25 protein-coding genes are annotated in these 22,951 nt (G+C 44.4%); 9 read left to right on the top strand and 16 right to left on the bottom strand.

Annotated features, from left to right (window positions below):
- Window positions 1-2: 2 nt before the first annotated feature.
- Both ACIGG7_RS04435 and ACIGG7_RS04430 read right to left on the bottom strand, forming a co-directional pair.
- Window positions 3-779 carry an SRPBCC domain-containing protein gene (locus tag ACIGG7_RS04435; RefSeq protein ID WP_397548977.1) on the bottom strand — a complete coding sequence of 259 codons (777 nt, stop codon included), beginning with the start codon at window positions 777-779 and terminating at the stop codon, window positions 3-5.
- Window positions 780-966: 187 nt separating this feature from the next.
- Complete coding sequence (locus ACIGG7_RS04430; protein ID WP_397548976.1) at window positions 967-1,824, bottom strand: AraC family transcriptional regulator; 858 nt, start codon at window positions 1,822-1,824, stop codon at window positions 967-969.
- A 258-nt stretch (window positions 1,825-2,082) separates the two neighbouring features.
- On the opposite strand from ACIGG7_RS04430, the gene ACIGG7_RS04425 reads away from it, so the two are divergent.
- From ACIGG7_RS04425 to ACIGG7_RS04415, 3 genes are all read left to right on the top strand, one after another.
- On the top strand, window positions 2,083-2,517 hold the full coding sequence (locus ACIGG7_RS04425; protein WP_397548975.1) for an SRPBCC family protein: 435 nt from the start codon (window positions 2,083-2,085) through the stop codon (window positions 2,515-2,517).
- The gene (locus ACIGG7_RS04420) at window positions 2,518-2,841 is read left to right on the top strand and encodes an ArsR/SmtB family transcription factor (RefSeq protein ID WP_397548974.1); all 324 of its coding nucleotides are present in this window, start codon (window positions 2,518-2,520) and stop codon (window positions 2,839-2,841) included.
- A gap of 145 nt (window positions 2,842-2,986) precedes the next feature.
- On the top strand, window positions 2,987-4,465 hold the full coding sequence (locus ACIGG7_RS04415; protein WP_397548973.1) for a flavin monoamine oxidase family protein: 1,479 nt from the start codon (window positions 2,987-2,989) through the stop codon (window positions 4,463-4,465).
- A gap of 43 nt (window positions 4,466-4,508) precedes the next feature.
- Here the strand turns inward: ACIGG7_RS04415 and ACIGG7_RS04410 are convergent, their stop codons facing one another.
- A complete protein-coding gene (locus ACIGG7_RS04410; RefSeq protein ID WP_397548972.1) occupies window positions 4,509-4,874 on the bottom strand; it encodes a permease in 366 nt (121 codons plus the stop codon).
- Window positions 4,871-5,083 carry a helix-turn-helix transcriptional regulator gene (locus ACIGG7_RS04405; protein ID WP_224943029.1) on the bottom strand — a complete coding sequence of 71 codons (213 nt, stop codon included), beginning with the start codon at window positions 5,081-5,083 and terminating at the stop codon, window positions 4,871-4,873. The genes ACIGG7_RS04410 and ACIGG7_RS04405 overlap by 4 nt, the downstream gene beginning before the upstream one ends.
- A 253-nt stretch (window positions 5,084-5,336) precedes the next feature.
- On the opposite strand from ACIGG7_RS04405, the gene ACIGG7_RS04400 reads away from it, so the two are divergent.
- Window positions 5,337-5,546 (top strand): DUF3951 domain-containing protein, encoded by a 210-nt coding sequence (locus ACIGG7_RS04400; RefSeq protein WP_397548971.1) that lies wholly within the window; start codon window positions 5,337-5,339, stop codon window positions 5,544-5,546.
- Window positions 5,547-5,593: 47 nt separating this feature from the next.
- Here the strand turns inward: ACIGG7_RS04400 and ACIGG7_RS04395 are convergent, their stop codons facing one another.
- On the bottom strand, window positions 5,594-6,529 hold the full coding sequence (locus ACIGG7_RS04395; RefSeq protein WP_397548970.1) for an NADP-dependent oxidoreductase: 936 nt from the start codon (window positions 6,527-6,529) through the stop codon (window positions 5,594-5,596).
- Window positions 6,530-6,718: 189 nt separating this feature from the next.
- Here ACIGG7_RS04395 and ACIGG7_RS04390 point away from each other — a divergent pair, with 189 nt between their 5' ends.
- Window positions 6,719-8,137, top strand: a complete 1,419-nt coding sequence (locus ACIGG7_RS04390; protein ID WP_397548969.1) for an NAD-dependent succinate-semialdehyde dehydrogenase — start codon at window positions 6,719-6,721, stop codon at window positions 8,135-8,137.
- A gap of 41 nt (window positions 8,138-8,178) precedes the next feature.
- Here the strand turns inward: ACIGG7_RS04390 and ACIGG7_RS04385 are convergent, their stop codons facing one another.
- From ACIGG7_RS04385 to ACIGG7_RS04375, 3 genes are all read right to left on the bottom strand, one after another.
- Window positions 8,179-8,352, bottom strand: coding sequence for a hypothetical protein (locus ACIGG7_RS04385; protein WP_224943021.1), 174 nt, complete (start codon window positions 8,350-8,352; stop codon window positions 8,179-8,181).
- A gap of 149 nt (window positions 8,353-8,501) precedes the next feature.
- Window positions 8,502-8,957 carry a GNAT family N-acetyltransferase gene (locus ACIGG7_RS04380; RefSeq protein WP_224943018.1) on the bottom strand — a complete coding sequence of 152 codons (456 nt, stop codon included), beginning with the start codon at window positions 8,955-8,957 and terminating at the stop codon, window positions 8,502-8,504.
- 119 nt (window positions 8,958-9,076) lie between these two features.
- Window positions 9,077-9,571: a lactoylglutathione lyase family protein gene (locus ACIGG7_RS04375; protein WP_224943015.1), complete on the bottom strand. Its 495-nt coding sequence runs from the start codon at window positions 9,569-9,571 to the stop codon at window positions 9,077-9,079.
- 129 nt (window positions 9,572-9,700) lie between these two features.
- Here ACIGG7_RS04375 and ACIGG7_RS04370 point away from each other — a divergent pair, with 129 nt between their 5' ends.
- Window positions 9,701-10,033, top strand: a complete 333-nt coding sequence (locus ACIGG7_RS04370; RefSeq protein WP_397548968.1) for a winged helix-turn-helix transcriptional regulator — start codon at window positions 9,701-9,703, stop codon at window positions 10,031-10,033.
- 106 nt (window positions 10,034-10,139) lie between these two features.
- On the opposite strand, the gene ACIGG7_RS04365 is transcribed toward ACIGG7_RS04370, so the two are convergent.
- From ACIGG7_RS04365 to ACIGG7_RS04345, 5 genes are all read right to left on the bottom strand, one after another.
- Complete coding sequence (locus ACIGG7_RS04365) at window positions 10,140-10,757, bottom strand: LysE family translocator (protein ID WP_397548967.1); 618 nt, start codon at window positions 10,755-10,757, stop codon at window positions 10,140-10,142.
- A 12-nt stretch (window positions 10,758-10,769) separates the two neighbouring features.
- Window positions 10,770-11,240, bottom strand: a complete 471-nt coding sequence (locus tag ACIGG7_RS04360) for an Lrp/AsnC family transcriptional regulator (protein ID WP_397548966.1) — start codon at window positions 11,238-11,240, stop codon at window positions 10,770-10,772.
- Window positions 11,241-11,665: 425 nt separating this feature from the next.
- Entirely contained in the window at window positions 11,666-13,894 is a 2,229-nt protein-coding gene (locus ACIGG7_RS04355; protein WP_397548965.1) for a sensor domain-containing protein, read from the bottom strand.
- Between the two features lie 118 nt (window positions 13,895-14,012).
- Entirely contained in the window at window positions 14,013-15,710 is a 1,698-nt protein-coding gene (locus ACIGG7_RS04350; RefSeq protein WP_397548964.1) for a transglutaminase domain-containing protein, read from the bottom strand.
- Window positions 15,711-15,873: 163 nt separating this feature from the next.
- Entirely contained in the window at window positions 15,874-16,389 is a 516-nt protein-coding gene (locus ACIGG7_RS04345) for a GNAT family N-acetyltransferase (RefSeq protein WP_397548963.1), read from the bottom strand.
- 218 nt (window positions 16,390-16,607) lie between these two features.
- Here ACIGG7_RS04345 and ACIGG7_RS04340 point away from each other — a divergent pair, with 218 nt between their 5' ends.
- The 3 genes from ACIGG7_RS04340 (at window position 16,608) to ACIGG7_RS04330 (ending at window position 19,792) form a co-directional block, all read left to right on the top strand.
- Window positions 16,608-16,991: a GntR family transcriptional regulator gene (locus tag ACIGG7_RS04340; RefSeq protein ID WP_397548962.1), complete on the top strand. Its 384-nt coding sequence runs from the start codon at window positions 16,608-16,610 to the stop codon at window positions 16,989-16,991.
- A 3-nt stretch (window positions 16,992-16,994) separates the two neighbouring features.
- Window positions 16,995-18,098 (top strand): DUF1648 domain-containing protein, encoded by a 1,104-nt coding sequence (locus ACIGG7_RS04335; protein WP_397548961.1) that lies wholly within the window; start codon window positions 16,995-16,997, stop codon window positions 18,096-18,098.
- A 275-nt stretch (window positions 18,099-18,373) separates the two neighbouring features.
- A complete protein-coding gene (locus tag ACIGG7_RS04330) occupies window positions 18,374-19,792 on the top strand; it encodes an alanine/glycine:cation symporter family protein (protein WP_397548960.1) in 1,419 nt (472 codons plus the stop codon).
- A 24-nt stretch (window positions 19,793-19,816) separates the two neighbouring features.
- Here ACIGG7_RS04330 and ACIGG7_RS04325 read toward each other — a convergent pair whose 3' ends face one another.
- From ACIGG7_RS04325 to hflX, 3 genes are all read right to left on the bottom strand, one after another.
- Complete coding sequence (locus ACIGG7_RS04325) at window positions 19,817-20,347, bottom strand: GNAT family N-acetyltransferase (protein WP_397548959.1); 531 nt, start codon at window positions 20,345-20,347, stop codon at window positions 19,817-19,819.
- Between the two features lie 106 nt (window positions 20,348-20,453).
- On the bottom strand, window positions 20,454-21,527 hold the full coding sequence (locus tag ACIGG7_RS04320) for a PLL family lectin (RefSeq protein WP_397548958.1): 1,074 nt from the start codon (window positions 21,525-21,527) through the stop codon (window positions 20,454-20,456).
- A gap of 144 nt (window positions 21,528-21,671) precedes the next feature.
- Window positions 21,672-22,931, bottom strand: coding sequence for a GTPase HflX (gene hflX, locus ACIGG7_RS04315; protein ID WP_397548957.1), 1,260 nt, complete (start codon window positions 22,929-22,931; stop codon window positions 21,672-21,674).
- Between the last annotated feature and the right edge of the window lie 20 nt (window positions 22,932-22,951).

The following is a 22,951-nucleotide window of genomic DNA, read 5'->3' as shown; positions in this document are numbered from 1 at the left end:
CCTTATTTCCTTTCGACATAATTTTTTAAAAGGGTTCCGAGTAAATAGATCCACCCTTCCGAATGCTTTTCTTCCCAGTCCTCTTCAATGACTCCTGACGCTGCATGGGATAATTGCAGCAAGGTGGATTCACCCTTTTCAATCAACCGATACGTATACGCACTGTTTACTGCCCCTTGCATTCCGAGATGACCGTGCAGACGGATTTCTTCCGGGGCGTTCACATAGTACACTGTTCCCCACAGAGCTCCTTCATCCTCCCGCCATTTTTCGATGAACTGACCGCCGGGTACAGCATCGAATGTGAATTGAGAAGATACTCCCTCAGGGGCTAATTTAAATTCCCACCAGTCCCCTGCCTGCTCGGTTAACGCTTTAAACACCTGTTCACGTGGTGCATCAATCATGACTTCTTGTTCAATACGGAAAGCTTTACTTTGTTCCATTGTTTCTTCTCCTCCTTTATTTTCTGCTAATGATCGCAGCTTCAGCAATGAATTGGCAGTGGACTCCATATATTTCCCAACCCACCTGTTGTGCATTTCCTGCAATGGAACCGCGTTCAGGTAGTTACGCCGGAATTTGCCTTCGCGCTTCACCACGATCAAATTTCCTTCCTCGAGGATGGTTAAATGCTTCATGATCGCATATCTTGTCACCTCGGGGAAGAATTCATTCAGTTCGCCTGTCGTTCTTGCTGACTTCTTCAAAAGGTCAAGAATCTCCCGTCTAATAGGATGTCCCAACGCCTTGAACAAAGTGGAAAGTTCGTCTTTCATCTTAACGATCCTTTCGTTGTTAAATAACATGTGATTAAATGGTCACATTTAATATGTGACTTTATAGTAACATGTTGAATTCAAAAAAACAATAACGATGGAAGTTGGAAATAACTTCTTTTCCAATGAAGATTCTACTCTTAATTAAAACAAAAGCCCCCAATCTGAGATTGGAGGCAAACTAACATTATTTTTTCATAACTGGAACCCATACCTCACACCGATAATTCTCATCATTCGGATTTCCTGGAGGATACAACTCAAACTCAGGGCCATTTCCATGCTCATAACCTGTGGATGGAAACCATTCCGAGAAGATGCGCTTCCATACAGCCTGGATCGCGCCCGGCATGGGACCGACGGATTCAAATACCGCCCATGTGGATGCAGGGATCTCCTTTACCTCCAGTGAATGGTCTTGATCAGTCTTTTTCCCAGCCCCGATAAAATACGTAAACTCTTCATTTGGATGATCAAATTCCATACAGATTCCGAGCATTTCGTCATTTCCTGCCGCTTCACAAATCGTCCGGTCCAATCCCGACGTATTGACTTCATCCCAGAAGGCCGGAATGTCTTGCAAATTTTGACCATTACAGGTTGATACCCTTTTTCCTTTTCCTATCACTTGGAACGCATCTTTCTCGACAATTTTATAATCCATTTCAACTTCCCCTTTAAGTTGGATTTGGAAGGATATACGTGGAAATGCCTTTAAAGGAGTTCCTGCTTCCCTCACCTGGGATGGGGATACACCATGAGCTCTCCGAAAGGCTTTTGAGAAGGATTCAGGTGTTTCATATCCATATTTGAAAGCAACATCGATGACCTTGGCGTTCGGACGATTCAGTTCCTGTGCCGCTAAGGTCAGTCTCCTCCTCCGGATATATTCGGCCACAGTACTGCCCGTGACTAAAGAAAACATCCTTTGAAAATGGAACTTCGAATGGAGTGACAGCCGGGCAAGTTCCTCCAACTCAATTTCTCCTTCAAGATTGTCCTCAATGTATTGAATACAGTCATTCATCCTATGCAGCATTTCCATTGTTTATCTACTCCCTACACATCTAATGTACCATCCTGATTGGATATGCTCCGGTCATTCTGTGCGATTCAGTGACCGGTTGTTTCAGTAAAATGGTTTAATTGTATATAAGCGTGTCATACTAACCTTCATCAAGACTTTACTTCTACATTTTTTCTCCATTCTCCTTCTTCGATTGACATGAAACCATTTGGTGTTATATCATTGGATATGAAACCAATTGGTGTTATATTAAAACACAGAAAGTAGGCGACAACTATGCAGTCAAATCAAAGCAACCAACTTCAAGATATTAAGCAAACAGCGCTTTTTAATGCGCCTATTCAAAAAGTATGGGAAACGGTTTCCACATCAGAAGGGATTTCTTCATGGTTTATGCCCAATGATTTTCAACTTGAAGTCGGACACGAATTTCATATTCAGTCCCCTTTTGGACCTTCGCCTTGTAAAGTATTGGAGATAGACCCTCCCCATAAGCTATCGTTCTCATGGGATACGGATGGATGGTTTGTGGAATTCCGATTAAAAGAAGTTGGCAATCAAACAGAGTTCACAGTGATCCATGGTGGCTGGAAGCATGATGATGCCGTTGTTTTTAAACCTAACGAAAAAAGCTCCGTTATCCGGGAACGCATGGCAAACGGCTGGGTCGGTATAGTAGAACAGAGACTTCGGAAGGTTGTGGAAGGATAAGTGTCTGCCGTTAAACATGACGTATTTCAGGCAATTGCAGACCCGACCCGTCGGGAAGTGCTGCGCCTGCTTTCTGAAAAAGAGATGCCCATTTCCGCTCTCACTTCCCATTTTCCGATGAGCCGTACCGCCATCGTAAAGCATCTGACCATCCTTTCTGAAGCCGATCTGGTCCACGGGGAAAAGGTCGGCAGGGAGAAAATCTATCGCCTGCAGCCCGAACCGCTGGCAGAACTGAAGGACTGGCTAGCGTATTATGAACAGTTCTGGACCAATAAATTGGCCAAACTTAAATATGTCCTCGAAGACAGCAAGGAAGACTGAGTTCGAAGAGGGACGGACCTTTGCATCAAAGGTCCGTCCCTCTCTCTTTTGAAGTTAGAGCATAGGAACTACATCTACATCTTCTATTCTCCTGATTTCCAATCATATACATATAGAGTAAAGCGTTGGCGAACGGGGGAAAAAAATGAGAAATAGAGCTGATGACCACAATTATGGTGATCTTTCTTATCCAGAAGATATGGTGTCCATCGTGAGGAATGGATTGGTTCCCACACAAGAACCAAAGAAAGTGATCATTATCGGGGCTGGCATGGCCGGAATGGTTGCAGGATCCTTATTAAAAAAGGCGGGTCATTCCGTCACCATCCTTGAGGGAAGTGACCGCATCGGTGGAAGGGTTTATACGCTGAGAGAGCCTTTTTCAGAAGGTCAATACCTCGATGTCGGAGCTATGCGATTTCCGGAAACTCATGATTTAGTCTTTGAATATATCCGTAAATTCAACTTACCGACCAATGAATTCATCAATAAAAGTGACCTTTACCTCGTAAATGGCATCCAAACGACCGATTCGAATTACAACAGTAATCCGGATATCTTCAATTATCCTTTACCTCCTGAAGAACAGGGAAAAACGGCTGTCGAATTATTATCCTCCGCTGTGAAACCATTCTTGGACTTGTACGAAAAAGCAAGTCCTGAAGAACAAGAGCGATTACGGTTAAAGTTTGATCATTATTCATTCGATGTATTCTTACGTTCCAACCCAATTGGTACCTCTCTCTCCCCCGAAGCTATCCGGATCGTAAAAGTCTTATTAGGTATCGAAGGATTCCCAGAACTCTCTTTTGTTGATATTTTATTGGATATCGTCCGTACGGTTTTCAATGAAAAATTAAAGTTTTACGAAATTGATGGAGGGAATGACAAACTTCCTTACTCTTTTTTGCCAGAGCTTCAGCAGAATATCATCTTTTCTCATAAAGTACATGGGATCCTTCAAAAGGATGACGGCGTTGAGGTCATCACAAGAGACCGCACGACAAACCGTTATCATCGTTTTGAGGGTGATTACACCATCGTGACCGTCCCTTATTCTGTTTTTCAATTTATCGATGTTCATCCCTATGAATCCATCTCCTTCCAAAAATGGAAGGCGATACGGGAACTGAATTATGTTTCATCTGTCAAGATAGGGTTGGAGTTCAAATCAAAGTTCTGGGAATCCTTCAAAATAGGGAATATCATTACGGATCTTCCCATCCGGTATACGTACCGGCCAAGCCATGGTATCGGGTCCTCAGGTCCTGGTGTAATGCTCGGCAGTTACAGCTGGGGCCAAAATGCCAATCTGTGGAATAGCCTGCCTGAGGATGAGCGAATCCGTGAAGCACTGCAGGGACTGTATAAAATATACGGGGAACAAGTATACAAAGAATTTTCAAAAGGGGCCTCCTACAGTTGGGGGGAAAACCAATTTTCCGCAGGATGCTTCACCCTCTTCGCCCCCAACCAGGCAACGGACTTCTCTGATCATCTGTACCTCCCGGAGCACCGCATCCACTTTGCCGGAGAACACACCTCCCCATTCCACGGCTGGGTCGAAGGGGCCATCGAATCCGCTATCCGTGCCGCCTACGAAGTCAACAACAGAAATGATTAAGAGAGAGGGACGGACCTTTGCTTAGAAGGTCCGTCCCTCTCTCTTAGTAGATCTTCGCCATGATGACCATGGAGATGAATACGGTCATGATGGTGAGGCTTGTTATAACGTACATTAGATTCAAAGCTGTCAGCTCAATCAGTTCAAGCCCAAGTATCGACATTAAAATGATGAAAAAAGTTAGAATGGCAAAATAGGAATAAAAGATACCCTTTTCCCTGATCATCTTCATCCGCTCATCCTTATGCTTGAACTGCGGGTAGAGATAATGCATACAAAAACTTAAAACAGTCAGGGACAAAGGAGTAAGAGCGAAATATGGAAATTCCTTTGCCATTATGCCCACGAAGAACAAGAAACCGGTCTGTATAGCCAGAACCCAGCCTAAAATCAGATAACCCTTCGTCACAATTTCTTTTCCCCTTTCTCTTCATAGACAAAAATCTCTTCAATCGTCGTTTCGAACACATGCGCAAGCTGAAAAGCCAGATTCAAAGAAGGGTCATACTTCCCTTTTTCAATCGATATGATGGTTTGTCTTGATACCCCTAGTCTTGCGGCCAATCGTTCCTGGGAGTATCCAAATATTTTTCGATAGTCCACTAGTTTGTTTTTCAAAGAAGGATCCCTCCTTATATTTCCATATCATAGTGTAAAGGAAACTTAACGTCAAGCACCTTTTACATATTTTCCTACGAAACTTTTTCCGCTTTCATTCGTATTTCATACTAGCTATAAAAAGGGATGTGAGGATTCGTGCATGAGGCTATGGGAAGAATCGGAATATATCAGGGTATCTTAATGATCCAGGCACAGCAGGCAACAATGATTGCCGCTTTATCCGTGACAACCTCCGGAGGGGATTCTTAAGATGGCCGGACTGAGTTTATTCGCTGTCGGCTTTCCTGCAGTCATTACCATCCTTGTGATCGTCGGCTTTTATAAAGTATTTGTCAGGAAAAAAAGCCCTTCTCTCTATTACACACCCTTTGACCAGGTAACCGGCCAGACTGAAGTGGAATTCCACGAAGAGCAGGAGAGCATTGTGGAGGACGAGGATTACGGGGAGGGAATGAAGTAGTTTTGAGGGACGGACCTATGCATCCAAGGTCCGTCCCTCTCTGTTCATTATTTCACTTTGATCACGATTTTTCCTTTTGCATGGTGCGTCTCGCTTAATGCGTGTGCATCCCTTAGTCCCTGTTGACTTAGCTCGAAGGTTTCTCCGATCACGGGTTTTAGCTGGCCGGATTCGTATAAATCGGCAAGCTTGGCAAGCTGTTCTCCTTTAGGATCGAGCCACAGAAATCCTGCTTTTATGCCATACTTTGCCGCTTCCTCCTCATTTGGAGGCTGCGCAATCGAAACGAGTTTCCCATTTTCCTTCAATACCTTATAGCTGTTAGACTGAACCTCACCGCCCATGGAATCGAGCACCAAATCATATCCCTTCAGCACGTCACTGAAATCTTCTTCTTTATAATTAATGAACTGATCTGCGCCAAGAGAACGGACAAATTCTTCATTTTTCCCGCTTGCTGTCGTGGCCACGTGTGCTCCGAAGCTTTTCGCAATCTGGATGGCAAAGCTTCCGACTCCACCGGAACCTGCGTGGATGAGTACTTTATCTCCCTCTTTGATTCCACCGAAATCCACCAGACATTGCCAAGCTGTCAAACCTGCAAGGGGAATGGCCGCTGCTTCTTCAAAACTCATGCTCTCAGGCATTTTCGCAAGCAGCTCTTCATCTACTGCTACATACTCCGCGTATGTTCCTTCCCTAGTCGTGGCCGGTCTGGCAAATACACGGTCTCCTACTTCAAACCCTTTTACATTTTTACCTTTTTTTGCGATTACTCCAGCTGCATCCCATCCTAAGATGATTGGAAATGTAAAGTCGAGCATATCTTTTAAATACCCCGCCCTCACCTTCCAATCGATGGGATTGATGGATGTGGCATGATTTTCGAGTAAGATTTGATTGTCTCCAATCTCCGGCTGATTGATCTCCTTTTCCATTAAAACGTCTTTGTCTCCATATTGATTGATAATGATCGCTTTCATTTAAGGTGCCTCCCTGTTTTTTATCATACGGTTTATGTTCCCTCTTACTCAGGGTATTTAAACAGTGAATGGCCCATCAAGAAGGCGGCAAAGTATATTACTGGATTCTTCGCATTCACTATTGTAAATTTAAGACAAACTACATAGTAATAAGCATATGGGAATCTAACTTACAAAAGGAGGAACACTATGCAACACTACAATCTCATCATTAACGGAGAACAAACCGGAACGGACCTTGATAAGAAGGAGGTCATAAATCCTGCCACGTCGGAAGTGGTTGCCACCATCCCGAATGGAGGTAAAAAAGAGGCCACGCAAGCCGCTGATGCAGCTTTCACCGCATTCAAGGACTGGTCTCAATATTCAGCTTATGAACGAAGTGAACTCCTTCGAAAATGGTATGACTTGATCAACGAGAACAAAGAGGACCTGGCACGGACCATGACAATCGAACAAGGTAAGCCGCTAAAAGAAGCCCTCGGTGAAATCCAATATGCCAACGGGTTCATCTCCTGGTACGCCGAAGAAGGAAAGCGGGTTTACGGAGAACAGATCCCGGCCACCCAGCGCAACAAACGATTATTCGTCCATAAACAGCCGGTCGGGGTTGTAGCCGTCATCACCCCGTGGAACTTCCCAGCTGCGATGATCACCCGTAAAGTGGCACCTGCCCTTGCTACAGGTTGTACGGTCGTCATCAAACCGGCAAACCAGACTCCTTTGACTGCGTTAAAAATGGCGGCTCTTGCTGAAGAAGCAGGGATCCCCAAAGGCGTCATCAATGTGGTGACAGGCGATTCGAAATCCATCGGAGAAGCGTGGATGGAAGATACCCGAGTTCGTAAACTGACATTCACCGGTTCCACGGAAGTAGGGAAGGTCCTGATGAAAGGCTCAGCCGACACCGTCAAGAAAATATCCCTAGAACTCGGAGGTCACGCTCCTGTTATCGTAATGGCAGACTCTGATTTAGAAAAAGCCGTCGATGGAGTCATCGCCTCTAAGTTTAGGAATGCCGGCCAAACCTGTGTCTGCTCCAACCGTATTTATGTTCATGAATCTATTGCCGATTCATTTTCAGAAAAACTGGTTGAAAAAGTGAAGGAACTGAAAGTCGGTAACGGACTGGATGAGGGTGTCGATATCGGTCCATTGATTGATGAGGGCGCCATCGAGAAAGTCCGGAAGCATGTGGAGGATGCGGTAAACAAAGGAGCTACCGTTGCCTACGGAGGAAATGGAATAGAGGGATTATACTTTGAACCCACAGTGTTGACGAACGTCAACGATGACATGATCTGTATGAGAGATGAAACATTCGGTCCAGTGGCTCCGGTCACAACGTTTAAAACGGAAGAGGAAGCCATCGAAAGGGCCAATAATTCCATCTATGGACTTGCCGCTTATGTATTCACTGAAAATATTACAAAGGGCATCCGGATCAGTGAACAATTGGAATATGGAATCGTCGGATTGAATGACGGGATGCCGTCCACCCCTCAAGCGCCGTTCGGCGGATTCAAGCAAAGCGGACTCGGCCGTGAAGGCGGGCACCAGGGCATCGAAGAATTTTTGGAAGTAAAATATATCTCACTTGGATTATAATAGAAAAAAGGCGCGCATCCCCATGCGTGCCTTTTTCATGTTTACTTTTTTGAAAAACGTTCCTGGATTTCCCTGTACAAATACAGTAAACCGGCCATAAAGAATAAGAATATAAGAAAGTTCATATTTTCTGGTCTTGCAAACCCCTCAAACCCCTGTAAAAACAAGAAAAGCATTCCGAAAGAAAGATAGATTGCCGCTGCAACATGCTTCATGGAACCCACTCCCCTATCTTTTTTTCTATATACATATTCCTGTAAGATTCATGGCATAACCAGAAGATAAAGAACCTAACGGCGGATGCTTCAAAAAAGCAGCAGGGGAAAGGTCCACAATCACCATTCCTTTGCTGCTTTCTCAAAAATCAATTGGTCTCTTTCACATACACTTTTATGGACTTTCCGCTTAATCCAACGGCTTCTGTTGAATGTGTCCAGCCGTATTTTTCATAATAATCTTCCAGATCTGTTGAGAGATAGAGCCTGCTATAGCCTTTTTTATCGGCTTCTTTCAATGCATGGTCAAGAAGAATGGAACCAAGTCTTCTTCCTCTATGTTCAGGGTCTACGTACAGGCATGCCAACCAAGGATAAAGATCCTGCCGGCTGTTGAGGTCATTTCTTAATAACGCGTATGTGCCAATGATTTCTCCGTCCTCCAAAGCAGTATAGAATCGTGGAAGATTTTCTTCAGTTTGACAGGAATGGAACATACAATCCTCATAGAACCTTCGATTATCTTCACTCCCCCACTGTTCCCAGAATACTTTCACAGCTTCATCAAACATGCTTGAATCCTTGTGTAACTCTACGATCTTCATTATGAAATTCCTCACTTTTTTGTTTGTTGTATCTCTATAATGAGTTCTACTTTTATGAGTGAATTCCTTTTTTGATCAAAAAAAGCACGTTCAAACTTCGAACGTGCCGTCACAAAAAATCAATATGCTCCATCAGAATACGTCAGTTCATAACTGTGAGAATAGATTTCGAAAATATTCCCGAATGGATCCTCGACGTACACCATACGATAAGGTTTTTCTCCAGGATAGTACTCACGGACAGGCATACGTTGTTTTCCGCCATGTTCCTTAATCTTCTCCACCATGCCTTCCACATCGGGATCCTGGATGCAGAAATGGAATAATCCCGTCTTCCAATATTCAAAATTATTCTCAGGCTTCTCGTTGTGAGGGAATTCAAATAGTTCAATCCCAATTTTATCTCCTGTTGCCATGTGGGCGATTCTAAACTTCTCCCAGTCGTTTCCGAAAACGTCACGGCACATCTGTCCAATGGCCGTATCATCATTTTCGACATCGGAAGGTTCCATGATGATATACCAGCCGAATACCTCTTGGTAAAATTTAATGGCTTCTTCTAGGTTTGGGACGGATAGCCCAATATGAGAAAATGATCTTGGATATGGTAACATGAATAAATCCTCCTTCGTTTTGATTAGTTTCATCTAACACGATTTCATTATACAAAGCTGAGCGAATCAATGTAAGAATGCACTTTTTTGTGAGAAACTAACCTGTAGGTAAGAAAGGACTGGTCTTTGATGAATACATCTGTTGATCAACAAGGAAAACTGAAATGTTCAATCGAATACACGTTGAGGAAAATCGGTGGAAAATGGAAAACGGTCATCCTCTGGCATCTTGGAACAGAGGGGACACACCGCTACAATGAATTACGCCGCCTTCTACCCGGCGTTGCCCATAAAGTATTGAGTCAGCAGCTGAAAGAACTCGAAGAAGACGGATTCATCAACCGCACCCAATACGACACCATCCCCCCAAAAGTCGAATACTCCATGACCGACCTCGGCATGACCCTCATGCCCATCCTCCAGCACATGCATGTGTGGGGAAAAGAACATGGAGAATTTTAGAGGGGTATCAAAAGAGAGGGAGACAGAGAGGGACGGACCTCCAAAAGGATATCTTATGTAAAGTAAGTATCCGTTCTGGAGGTCCGTCCCTCAATTATATAGGTGCTTATATCAAATCAATCAAAAACAATACACTGAAGATCGTAAGGACGATACCCGCTGCTCGATTTATCATTTTCAATGAAGCAGGCCCGACCCTGCTACTTATCCATCCACCTACTAACGCAAGCGCAGCCCACCAAAGGGCAGATCCAGAAAATACTCCCAATACAACCATCATGGCGGTTAGGAAATCCTCTGGTCCAGCCACTCGAAAAACCCCAAATATCGCAATAAATGCAAGGATTGTCATCGGATTCGTGAGCGTTAATAAGAAAACGGACAAAAATCCTTTAACGGGGGACGTCGTATCCGGTTCTCCTACCTTTAATACAGCAGGTTGAGAGGTGAATGTCTTCCACCCCAACAGCAAAAGGAACACCCCTCCCCATACTTGAATCCAGAATTGATGATTCAGAAGAAAACCGGAAACCATTGTAAGCCCCGTAACAGCAATCAACCCGTAAAGGGCATCAGCGGTGGCAGCCCCCAACCCTGAAATGAAACCTGTCCTCCTCCCATATGCAAGCGTCCTTTGGATGCAAAGAATTCCTACAGGTCCCACTGGTGCAGCAATCGCCACTCCTATAATAAGGCTCTTTAAAAATAATAATGCAGCAGTCATTGATTCCTCTCCTTATTCTGAAGAAAGCGTATCGGATGGTAGCGGCAAGACAGAACTTTCTTTATGAGAATCCATCACAATAGTAGTCTTTGTCCTGATGATGCCCTGAAGACTTTTAATCTCATGACTGATGATCCGGTCGAGATCCTTCGTGTTTCTGCTTCTAATTTTCAAGAGATAGTCATCATCTCCTGCAATATGGTGGCATTCCTGTACCTCATCCAATTCATGGATCAGCTTGAGAAAAGGTTCTCGATGCTCTGGGCGTTCCAATGATACTGCCACAAAGGCCGTCAGCTCCGCACCTACACTGGCAGGGTCAATGATGGCTCCGAAATGCTTGATTACACCCTGTTCCACGAGCCGGTTCACCCTATCCGCCGTTGCAGGTGCGCTCAGTCCAATCGTTATTGCCAGATCAGACCACTTGATTCTTGAATCTTTCATAATCGCGTCTATTATCTTATTATCGTAAGAATCCATAATCCAAAACCTCATTTAATTAAGTTTTCTATATAATAACTTACTTTTCATAAGTTGTGAAGCGTCGAATTTCAAATGAGGGACGGACCTCTATACGGATATCTTATGTAAAGTAAGTATCCATTCTAGAGGTCCGTCCCTCACAAGCTTATTCGATCATCACGACTCTTATGATGATTATAAATCGCAAAAAATGAAGGGGAGGAAATGATGTGGGGTAAAGTATACAATGGTTAGTCCAATGGGAGTTTTTACCTATGACATGGAAGCTGATAAGATCATTCTCCATCAGAATCTATTCGCTTAATCAGGTTACTTAAATACCCACGTTAATGTGGCATAAAAAAACTTCACCAAAATAATAAAGTGTCAGTTTAGCAGATTCCCCTAAACTGACACTTTATGACTTCCCATGCACCTACTCTTTACCGATTTACAACTCCCACTGAACGCTTTCTTTCACGTAAGAACACTTCCAACTCACCTGCAGGCAGCGGCCGGCTAAAATAATACCCTTGCCCCACCTGACATCCATTTCGTTTCAGGAATAACACTTGCTCTTCCGTTTCAATACCTTCTGCGATCGTCGTGAAATTCATATTTTGACTCATATCTATGATGGCTTTTACAATCGAAACCTGATTCGAACTTTTCACGATATCATCCACGAACGATTTATCGATCTTGATGCTGTCAATCGGTAGATGCCTTAAATTATTTAATGAAGAGTAACCAGTTCCGAAGTCATCCATCGATATGATGACCCCAAACTGTTTTAACTTATTAAGAACGCTTGTGGATCTTTCAAAATCCTGCATAATGCTCTCTGTTATTTCAAGCTCAAGTCGTTCAGGCTCGTATTGAAGATCCTCTAACGTTTCCTCTACCATCGCAACAAATCCATCATCTTTGATCTGCCGGACAGATATATTCACCGCAACCGGAATAATGCCTAATCCATTCTTTTCCCACGCCTTACTCTGTTTAGACGCCTCTTGCAGAACCCACTCGCCGATCGGAATAATCAAGCCTGTTTCCTCTGCCAATGGAATAAATTCAGCAGGAGAGACCATTCCCAATACAGGGTGCTCCCAACGAATCAACGCCTCTACACCTATAATTTCAAAGGTTTTTAGATCCATTTTCGGCTGGTAATGGAGACTGAATTGATCAAGTTCCAACGCTTTCCTTAAACCATTTTCAATTTCCATATTCCTTGAAGACACTTTTTCAAGTTCGGGAAAATAGAACTGGTAGTTGTTCTTTCCACGGTCCTTGGCCAAATACATGGCCGTGTCGGCATGTTTGATCAAACTTTCCTGATCTTTTCCATCTTTCGGATACATGCTGATTCCAATGCTTGGTGTCACAAAGAATTCCTGTTCATCAATGACGATCGGGCTTGTAAACGTTTGTAATATCTCCTTTGTCATGCCTGTAACACTTGGTTCATCCAAATTAGAGAGGATGATAATAAATTCATCTCCGCCTTGCCTAAATACAATCCCTTTGTCGTCGACCACCTTTTTCAACCGGAAGGCAACCTTTTCTAATATGCTGTCCCCGGTAGAATGTCCTTTTGTATCGTTGATGACCTTGAAGCGATCTAAATCCAGAAATAAGATTGCCATTGATTGATCCGGATATTCATCTAAAGACCCGCTTAAATATTGTTTGAACTTATTCCGATTTGGTAGGCCGGTCAGTGAGTCATAATAGGCCATGGCATGGATCGTTTTCTCCGCTTTTTTTCGATTTGTAATATCCCGGCCAACCAATTGTATGGCCATTCTCCCACTATATAAAATGGGCATGGCGGAAATCTCCAACTCTATGTCTTCACCCTTAAGAGGGTACACCGTCAATTCAAAACGTTCCCCTGCGGTCGAGCCTTTTGTCTGCTCCCTTATTTTCTTGATATTTTCTAGATTGGTAAAAAGGGAAACATCACTGTTTAGAATGTCCGTCGGGCTCTCTGCACCAATCAGCCTGCTCCCCGCTTCATTGATGTAGTCGAATGACTGGTTGCTGATCACGGCAATGATATCCGGGGACAATTCTACTAAACTACGGTATTGATCTTCACTTTCTTTCCGATTGGTGATATCAAACAGTACACTTGAAAATGAAATCATTTCACCGTGTTCATCCAAGGTAGGGATTCCTCTATCCTGTATCCAGCGAACCTGGCCATCCGGCCTGATGATCCGGTAAATACTCACACAGGCCTGGCCGGAAGAAAGCTTTTCTGCCCTTTTCTCCAACTCCTGCATGTCATCAGGATGAATCACCTTTTTCCATAGAAGCGTATCCTGATAAAAATCGTTCAAAGGATATCCATATAAATTCTCAATGCCGGGTGTGATCAAGAGAACATCCGATTTCATATCATGAGACCAAATGGCAACATCCAGCGTCTCAAAAATGTTGTTCAGATTATTATTACTCTTGGATAATTCCTTTGTAGCACTCCAATTCCCTCTAAAAAGAGAATATAATAAAGTGAGCATACACAGCACTAAGCCTATGTGGAGAACCAGTGACCATTCCCCAGTTGTGTGTTCATCTGCTGTCCATGAAAAATCCAAGATTTCTAAAAAGATCATTGTGATAAAAAGTATGAGGACGGTTTTCTTATTTTGTATAAAAAACATTCATGACTCTCCTGAATTTAGATTCTATCTTACTCAAGTGTACTATTTATGGATTTCATTCTCAATATAACCTTTTATTACCTATAGAAAAGGACCAGCTCCTGAGCTGGTCCTTTTTCTAATATGACACACCTGTACGCGTATGCGTCTTCTTAAATTCATTCATATCCGGTTCGAAATAATCTTCGTTGAATGCCGGGACGAACTCCCCGTCCTTTAGGTAACCGGATCCCCATGTCGGATCCATTGTCATCCATTCCCCATCCAACTTGGCTTCCACCCAGGCATGTCTTCCAGGGAAAATCCCTCCTGCCCTTCCTTCAACGAACCTTGCCTCGACATCACTTGCACGAAGCATGGCAATCGCCAGATACGCATAATCCTGGCACACGCCTGTCTTGGATTCCAGTGTTTTCAATGCACTGTCATCCCAGTTAAAGTCATCATTTTCATACTTTTTCACATCATAGGAAACATTCTTCGCGACATAATCGTAGATCGCTTTCGCTTTGTCCCTGTCACTCGTTTTTCTCGCTGTTACAACTTTCGCCTGCTTCTGGATTTCAGGAGCATCGGACTGTACACCACGTGAAGGAAGGAGATCGCGTTGATCTTCCCCCGTAGACTTCACTTCAAATTTTGCAAAACCGAAAAATCTGAAATAGTCACTGTTTTCTTCTTTGATCTCAGGTACACTGAGGGTCACTTCATACGTACCTGGTCCAAAACGAAGATAAAAGGAATCGTCAAACGTATAATCCTCAACCGGAATCACATCAAGCGCTTCGTCCTCCCCCTTCTTCGTCGTAATATAAACATGTGTGGTTTCAGGACCGAACTCCGATTTCGGATCAATGCTCCCCTGGATCGTATATTCCCCATCAGACTCTTCTCCTCCAAATTGCGGGGATTCAAGGGTCACGCCACGCTCACGGTATGTTTCCGAATAGTCGATCGGACTCATCACACGATTAGATTCATTGTCAATGAGAAGAGTCGTTGCCGTCTGATAGTAGTTATCCCGGTCTCCATCCGGAACCAGCACTTCAAGCTCATGTATTCCTTTTCCATAAAAAAGCGGGATATCATACTGGAATTCACCATTTTTCACAGGAATAACCTGTTTCCAGTTCTCGGAATCCTTCTTTAATCTGACCATGATGGTGTCTTCATCCGAGAGGTCCGCCTCTCCTTTTAAAGAGAAGACTTCGTTTCCTTTAAAATAGCTTGATTTGGTGTTTAAAGTCAGTTCGGCATCATGTCCAAAAGGTGTCATGGTCACATCCCGATTGACCTCCGGATTCACATTATGGACGGTAAAGGACGCGGTATCATAATAGTAATTCTCACGGTCTTTGCTTGGAAGCTGCACGGTGACACGGTATTCACCTTCACCATTAAAGAAGTGGATATTCTGTTTGAACTTCCCGTCTTCAATCGGTGTGTAGTATTCAAGCTGTCTTCCTGAAGGTCCTTCCTCACTGGCCCTGACCTTGATCCAGGCAAAGTCCGATTTCAGGTCCTGATACTTCTCGATTTCTCCGTTCACGCTCACCTTTCCATTCGCCGCGAATTCTTTGTACGTCGGCTCTGCAATCGTGACACCGATTTCCTCGCTGTAGGATGAGAGTTTCAGAGATTCCAGTTCCCCGAGTTCCTCGTTCTTTTTCTTTACTTCTTTGTCATAGGGATCTTCCTCTTTTTGATCAGCTTTCGTTTCCCCACTGCTGGCATTCGAATCACTGCATGCCGTCAAAAAAAGAAAACCAGCCAACAAACTCAGCATAACCAGCCATAACGATTGATTTCTCCTCATAACTTCCTCCTAAACTTTCTGTATACTACATCTACGCCCCACACAAAAATCCGTTCCTGAGTCTATTTTACTATTTTGGAGGGACGGACCTCTTAAGACAGGCAAACTGACTTCTCCGAGGCTCGTTTAGAGGTCCGTCCCTCCTACTCTATTATTCCCCCTCCTAAATCTTCTTGTAATAGATGATGGTGGCTTCTAATTCCCCATAGGGGGATGCAGCATAGTCAGGGATCCGTCCTCCCTGAATGAAGCCAAGGGAAGCATATAAATGGTTGGAAGGAGCTCCTTCGACGGTATCGAGTATGAGCAAGGTCCGTCCCTCTTCCTTTGCTCTCTTCTCTGCTGTTTGCATAAGTTTCTTGGCGATGCCTTTTTGGCGGAATTCCGGGTTGACCATCATTTTGGCGATTTCTGCTCTGTTCGTACCGTTTTGTTTCGAGCATAGGTGGAGCTGCACGGTCCCAGCAATGACATCATCCATCCATGCTACATACAGAACAACATGTGGATTCAAGGCACTCCGCCAATATTCCTCTGATATAGACTGTAGCATCGGAGATAAGAAACCGATGGATGCACCTTCATTCACCACTTTCACCAATAAGCCAGACATTTCATCCAGGTGCTCATTGATGTTGAGTAACTCTTCTATTCTCAGTTTTTGATTTCCTATGTTCATATCGTTCCTCCGTATGTTTATTTACTTCCATGAACAACCCAAATCGATTGACTGACTGTCGGTGATTCGGGAAATTTGCTCTATCCTTCGTATAATCAAATTATATCGGGAATTCAATCCATACTCTAACTTTTTTTGGTAATCACACTTTTTGTTATACATATAATAGAACAATTCTGTTATACTAAACATATAACAAAACTATGGGGGGTGAAACTTTGTTTATCCACATTGAACCTCAATCGGATACACCGATTTACGCGCAGGTCCGCAACGGGATCATGGAAGGAATTGTCAGAGGTGAACTGACGCCCGGGGATATCCTTCCTTCTGTCCGGAGTCTTGCTGGTGACCTTGGTGTAAACATGCATACAGTGAACAAAAGCTATCATGAATTGGAAAGCAAAGGGGTGATAAAGATTGTGCCAAAGTCTGGCGCGGTCATTTGTTCACCTTCCGAGGAAAAGATTCCTCAGCATAGATACAATCAAATTTCAGAAGAATTGCGTCCGGTATTAGTGGAATCCCTGGTCCTCGGCATGAGTGAAAAGGAAATTACAGAACTAGTATCGTCCATCATTTTAAACGTTAAGGGGGAATAACAAGTGGAAGTGACACTTATTTTCGTGACTGCAGGCTTTCTGGCAGTTCTTCAAATGGCCATACCCTTCATTGTGAAACGGACGGTGGTGTTTGGGGTAACAGTACCTGTTGACGAGGTAAGAAACGAACAGCTGCGACAATACAAAAAGCTTTATGCGGCCCTTACTTTCTGCATTTCGATCGTCGCTTTAGCACTCTATTTTATCTGGTCAACCAATGCGGACCCTACCGATAATCAACTTATATTTACTGGGTTATTCATGCCTTTTGTTATCTTATTTATATCAATGGCTCTTTACTTTTACTTTCATATAAAAGTGACAACATTGAAGCGGGAAAAGAAGTGGTTCAAGGATCGCAAACAGGTACGCGTTTCTGAGTTGAATGTTAGAACGAAGGATGAAATGCTGCCATGGATCGCCTATGTCGTCCCTATGGTGATCACTATTGGCCTGGTGGTTTTTACTTTGTTAAATTACAACAGCTTTCCAGATCAGATCCCTACTCACTGGGGGCCTGACGGCAAACCGGATTCATTTACGGATAAAACCTATCTTTCTGCCTTGACGCTGCCAGTCGTTCTACTCGTGATGAACGCCATGTTCCTCGGCATTAATGAGCTCACGAGAAATTCCGGCATCAAACTTAGCGCAGGAAATGTCAAGGCATCACGTATCCGTCAGTTACGTTTACGAAAATACACAAGCTGGCTATTATTCTTCATCTCCATACTAATTTCCATGCTGTTTACGTTCCTGCAATTCACCACCTTGTATGAAAACAGCGTCAGCGACCTGCTGATCATCACTGTGCCACTTGCTTTCTCTGCATTCGTCCTGATAGGGACGGTCATCCTTGCAGTCAAAGTGGGGAAAAAGGACTCAGACCTGGACGTTGAAATCATCATTGAAGAATCTCAAGAAGTGATCAATGCCGATGACGATCAATACTGGAAAGGCGGTCTCATCTATTTCAACCCGGATGACCCTTCCATCTTCGTCGAAAAACGCTTCGGCGTCGGCTGGACCCTGAACTTCGCCAGACCCATGGGATACATCATCCTCATCGGTCCACTGCTCATCATCCTTATATTGACACTACTATAATGTTGAGGGACGGACCTCGTTTAAGCAACTACGTGATACTCACGTAGAGCTGATTCGAGGTCCGTCCCTTTCCTTATGCCGCCCCTTCGTTATCATGGCGCGCTTCACACCTCCAGAATGCACCGAAAACCGGTGTCCGTCCCTCCCTACTAAAAAAGGCTCAATCTCTGAAAATTCGCCATTTGTTATGGACAGATTGTTCGGAATACTATATAAATAGTAGATGGAAACTCGCAAAGAAAACGTTTACAACAAGATTTGACAAGGAGGATTCTATGTTAGATGTGCTAGACAAGATTAATTCATTCTTATGGGGGACACCAAGTTTAGTACTATTATTCGGTACAGGTCTATTTTTAACTTTTATGCTAAAGGGACTTCAGTTCCGTAAACTGATGTATGCTTTTAAGCTTGCTTTTACGAAGGAGAAGCCTTCTGCCTCTTCTGATCAATCGGAAGGGGACATCAGTAACTTCAAGACACTGATGACCGCATTATCGGCAACAATCGGAAACGGGAATATCGCCGGAGTGGCAACGGCTCTTACTATCGGTGGACCCGGCGCGATCTTCTGGATGTGGATTGTGGGCCTTCTCGGCATGGCGACCAAGTACGGCGAAGCCCTTCTTGCCATGAAATACCGTGTGAAAAATAAAAACGGGGAATACTCCGGCGGTCCTATGTACTATGTAGAAAAAGGCCTCGGCAGTAAGTGGAAATGGCTCGCCGTCGCATTCGCATTATTCGGTGCCTTCGCCGCTCTCGGAATCGGGAACAGCGTGCAGTCGAATACGATTGCCGACGTCATGAGTACAAGCTTTCATATTAATAACCTGACAACAGGAATCATTTTGGCCGTTATGACGGGATTGATCATCTTCGGAGGAATACAGCGGATCAGTACGGTCGCTTCGTTCTTCGTACCTATCATGGCATTCCTATATATCGGAGGCTCTCTGATCATCATCGTTCTGAATTACGACATGATCATTCCTGCTTTTAAAATGATTTTCTTCTACGCATTTAATCCTGTCGCTGCAGCTGGTGGATTTACAGGGATTATCATCTCGGAAGCCATCCGCAGCGGGGTTTCACGAGGAATCTTCTCCAATGAGGCAGGTCTTGGTACCGCTGCACTGATTGCCGGAAATGCGAAAACCGATCACCCGGTCAAACAGGCACTTGTCGCCATGACGGGAACATTCATCGTCACGATCGTCGTTTGTACCATGACGGGGCTTGTACTGTTGATCACAGGTTTCTGGGATCCGACAGGCGGAGCGATTTCCGGTGTCGAGCACGCACCAAGCCTTGACGGCGGGGCATTGACGAGCGCAGCATTCGGACACGCCCTTGGTGTCGTCGGAGAATACATCGTATCCTTCTCCGTCATTTTCTTCGGATTCTCGACCATTGTAGGATGGTATATGTATGGAGAAAAATGTTTCGAGTATATCACGAATTATCGATTCGCCAACTCCTACAGACTAATCTATATTTTTGCAACAGGACTAGGAGCAGTTGCTAACCTGGAACTTGTGTGGGCCTTTGCTGACATGTCCAATGCGTTGATGATGATTCCGAACTTAATCGCATTGCTATTACTCTATAAAGTGATCGTTTCAGAGACGAATCATTATTTCAACGAATATATGCCTAGAATTGAAGCACAACCTAGAAGAAAAGCCAGTTAAAAAGAAACCCGGTGTGATCTGTGATCATACCGGGTTTTCACCTAAAAGTATTTCATATTTACAGTGACGGCCGTGGATATCGATGACTTCTCTTAATCGATATCGTTCTTGGTAATAGCGGTTCAGTCCCTCGTTACTTGCGATACAATCGAAGCGGATGCTTTTTTTGCCTCTTGTTTTCATCTGGATTTCAGCCCAATCCAAAAGGTCTGCACCAATCCTTTTCCCCGCAAAGTCTCTGTGAACCGCCAATCTATGTAAGTATGCAACATCATCCTCTGCTTCCTCTCCCCAGATATCCATATCCCATTCATTTGGGCTGGATTCAAGTGTCCGCGTCGCAATCGCACCCCCCTCTTTTTCCACAATGTAGGTTGCCTTATTTTCAATAGAAGTCACTATTTCATCTACATTTCCCTCAAGATCGGTCAGGTAGTAATTCCACTGTTTCGTCCCTTTTGTTTGTAACCAGCCTGCTGTATTCACCAATAGTCCGATGACTTTCTCAAGATCTTCCCTTTTCGCAAGTCTGATAGTATGAATTGCTTCATGCATGGCTAGACACTTCCTTATAAAAAGTCTTTTCTATAGAATAACACACGACAGACTGAATTTTCAGAAAAAAACCATCCCTCTTCACACTCAGGGATGGTTCTTTCCATCACGCAAACCACTTATGCCACATATGATCATTTCTGCCTCTGGCAAAGGCATCCACCCGGTTTGGTCCCCATGAAACAGCTCCCGGCGATGAACGGACGCCTCCCCGTGGTGCTCCGAGATCCTCCCAATTGCTCCAGCGTGATCCGTTCCACCACTTGTGCCACATATTGTTGTTGTCTCCCCTAACAAAGGTGTCGATTCGATTAGGTGCCCATGAAGATGCTGCAGGAGCCCCTTCAAAACCTCTAGGCGGTGAGCCGAGATCTTCCCATTGACTCCACCTCGAACCATCCCACCACTTATGCCACATTCGGTCTTTGTTTCCACGCACAAAACAATCGATCCGATTCGGTCCCCATGATACGGCACCTGGTGAATCTCTTAAACCACCTCTTGGCGCGCCAAGGTTCTCCCATTGACTCCAATTTCTCCCGTCCCACCATTTATGCCAAAGATTGTTGTCGTATCCAAGAACAAACACATCCAGTCGATTGGCCGACCAGGATGACACTGTCGGGTCCCCTTTGAAGCCACGCGGCGGCCCCCCAAGGTCTTCCCATTCACTCCACCTTCTGCCGTCCCACCACTTATGCCAGAGTGTATCCCGATTCCCTCTGACAAACGTATCAATACGATTCTGGCCCCATGATACGGCTGCAGGTGAACTCTTCAATCCCCGCTTAGGTGCACCGAGGTCCTCCCATTGACTCCAACGAGAACCATCCCACCATTTGTGATACATTCTGTCGTTTTCACCTCTGACAAACGTATCCAGTCGATTCGCCTGCCAGGATGCAACCGCGGGTGAACCCTTCATCCCGTATGGCGGTGCACCAAGATCCTCCCATTCTCTCCAGTTGGCACGTGAGTCGAATGGGTCATAGTAAGCAGGCTGTGGTACGTACCCTTGATAAGGATCATAGTAGTACTGCTGATCATAATCATGATGTGGATAGTACTGCTGATAAGTATGTGGTAAAAGGATGTCTTCATAATCGTTTCTTATTTCTGCTCCATATGGATGGCATTCAAACGGCACCGGATAAACCGGACATCTTCGTTGAAAAAACATACTGCATCCCTCCTCTGCATTTACTGTATGCAGGAGCCCAGGTTGAGGAGTATGTACATATTTTCGTTGAAAAGTATGAGACGACAACAGCCGCCGGAGCTAAATAAAAAGACCCCCTCCACATTTGGAGAGGGCCAACACTTTTTATACTATATACTCTCTATATCTCTCAGCATCACTCACCTTACACTCAAGCGTCAGCATCGTTCCATTTTCTTCATATCCGGTTTCTAACACGTTGGCATTCTCGTTAAAATACGAAATTAGATGTCCTTTATCAAATGGGATGAGCATTTGACAGCGTTTATAATCTTTGAAAATATAGCTTTTCACCACTTGAAGGAGCTCATCAATACCGATTCGGTTTTTTGCCGAAAAATAAATGCGGTCCTTTTCTACTCTTGGTACTTCCTCATCAACCAATTCAGCCTTATTGTATGCATAAATGACAGGGGTGTCTCCAATTCCAAGTTCATCAAGGGTTTGATCGGTCACCTTCATCAGTTTTTCGTAATGAGGATCGGAATAGTCCACCACATGGACGATGAGATCCGCTTCGACCACCTCTTCAAGAGTGGACCGGAACGCCTTGACCAGCTGATGGGGCAATTTATTCACGAATCCGACGGTATCTGTCAGGAGAAATTCCTTCCTGTCCGGTAAGGTGATATTCCTTACCGATGTTTCAAGGGTCGCAAATAGCATATCTTTCTCAAATACCTGCTTGTTCTCATTTGGATGGAAGGTTTCCACGAATGCATTCATCGTCGTCGACTTCCCTGCATTGGTGTAACCGACAAGGGAAACGACAGGAATCTCACTCTTCTTACGCTGCTTGCGCTGAGTCGTTCGCAGGTCGACAAGAGAATCCAGTTCTTTATGAAGAGCTGTGATTTTCGCTTCAATACGACGACGGTCAAGCTCAAGCTTCGTTTCACCTGCCCCACGGTTCGCAAGTCCCGATCCACCACCTTGACGCCCTAATGACTCACGGCGTCCGACGAGGCGTGGAAGCATGTACTGCAGCTGAGCCACTTCTACTTGAAGCTGGGCTTCCCTGGTTTTCGCCCGTTCTGCAAAAATGTCAAGAATCAGCATCGTTCTGTCCATGACCCGAACGTCAAGCTTTTCTTCCAGTACGCGTATCTGCGATGGTGAGAGCTCATCATTCGTGATCAGTACATCCGCTTCCCACTCTTCAATCAATAGCAGCAGTTCGTCGATCTTACCTTTTCCAATATAATGCACATGATTGGGCCGAGGCAGGTTTTGCGTCAGTTCTCCTGTAACAACAATATGCCTGGCCTCTGCCAGCCCCTTCAACTCAAGCATTGAATACTCAAAGTCATTGTTTTTATCTTTTGTATTAACGCCTATGGCGATTGCTTTTAATCTTTCTTCCATTACATAGTCACTTCCTATTT

Origin of the sequence: Rossellomorea sp. NPDC077527, assembly GCF_044542955.1 — a bacterium.
In the GTDB taxonomy this organism is placed as follows: Bacteria; Bacillota; Bacilli; order Bacillales; family Bacillaceae_B; genus Rossellomorea; species Rossellomorea aquimaris_E.
Note: the sequence above shows the minus strand (reverse complement) of the source record. Positions and strands in the feature narration are given on the sequence as shown.

Coding starts and splice junctions, on each gene's coding strand:
- ACIGG7_RS04435 (WP_397548977.1), bottom strand. CDS start 779: ATGAAAGACGAACTTTCCACTTTGTTCAAGGCGTTGGGACATCCTATT.
- ACIGG7_RS04430 (WP_397548976.1), bottom strand. CDS start 1,824: ATGGAAATGCTGCATAGGATGAATGACTGTATTCAATACATTGAGGAC.
- ACIGG7_RS04425 (WP_397548975.1), top strand. CDS start 2,083: ATGCAGTCAAATCAAAGCAACCAACTTCAAGATATTAAGCAAACAGCG.
- ACIGG7_RS04415 (WP_397548973.1), top strand. CDS start 2,987: ATGAGAAATAGAGCTGATGACCACAATTATGGTGATCTTTCTTATCCA.
- ACIGG7_RS04400 (WP_397548971.1), top strand. CDS start 5,337: ATGGCCGGACTGAGTTTATTCGCTGTCGGCTTTCCTGCAGTCATTACC.
- ACIGG7_RS04395 (WP_397548970.1), bottom strand. CDS start 6,529: ATGAAAGCGATCATTATCAATCAATATGGAGACAAAGACGTTTTAATG.
- ACIGG7_RS04390 (WP_397548969.1), top strand. CDS start 6,719: ATGCAACACTACAATCTCATCATTAACGGAGAACAAACCGGAACGGAC.
- ACIGG7_RS04385 (WP_224943021.1), bottom strand. CDS start 8,352: ATGAAGCATGTTGCAGCGGCAATCTATCTTTCTTTCGGAATGCTTTTC.
- ACIGG7_RS04380 (WP_224943018.1), bottom strand. CDS start 8,957: ATGAAGATCGTAGAGTTACACAAGGATTCAAGCATGTTTGATGAAGCT.
- ACIGG7_RS04375 (WP_224943015.1), bottom strand. CDS start 9,571: ATGTTACCATATCCAAGATCATTTTCTCATATTGGGCTATCCGTCCCA.
- ACIGG7_RS04370 (WP_397548968.1), top strand. CDS start 9,701: ATGAATACATCTGTTGATCAACAAGGAAAACTGAAATGTTCAATCGAA.
- ACIGG7_RS04365 (WP_397548967.1), bottom strand. CDS start 10,757: ATGACTGCTGCATTATTATTTTTAAAGAGCCTTATTATAGGAGTGGCG.
- ACIGG7_RS04360 (WP_397548966.1), bottom strand. CDS start 11,240: ATGGATTCTTACGATAATAAGATAATAGACGCGATTATGAAAGATTCA.
- ACIGG7_RS04355 (WP_397548965.1), bottom strand. CDS start 13,894: ATGTTTTTTATACAAAATAAGAAAACCGTCCTCATACTTTTTATCACA.
- ACIGG7_RS04350 (WP_397548964.1), bottom strand. CDS start 15,710: ATGAGGAGAAATCAATCGTTATGGCTGGTTATGCTGAGTTTGTTGGCT.
- ACIGG7_RS04345 (WP_397548963.1), bottom strand. CDS start 16,389: ATGAACATAGGAAATCAAAAACTGAGAATAGAAGAGTTACTCAACATC.
- ACIGG7_RS04330 (WP_397548960.1), top strand. CDS start 18,374: ATGTTAGATGTGCTAGACAAGATTAATTCATTCTTATGGGGGACACCA.
- ACIGG7_RS04325 (WP_397548959.1), bottom strand. CDS start 20,347: ATGCATGAAGCAATTCATACTATCAGACTTGCGAAAAGGGAAGATCTT.
- ACIGG7_RS04320 (WP_397548958.1), bottom strand. CDS start 21,527: ATGTTTTTTCAACGAAGATGTCCGGTTTATCCGGTGCCGTTTGAATGC.
- hflX (WP_397548957.1), bottom strand. CDS start 22,931: ATGGAAGAAAGATTAAAAGCAATCGCCATAGGCGTTAATACAAAAGAT.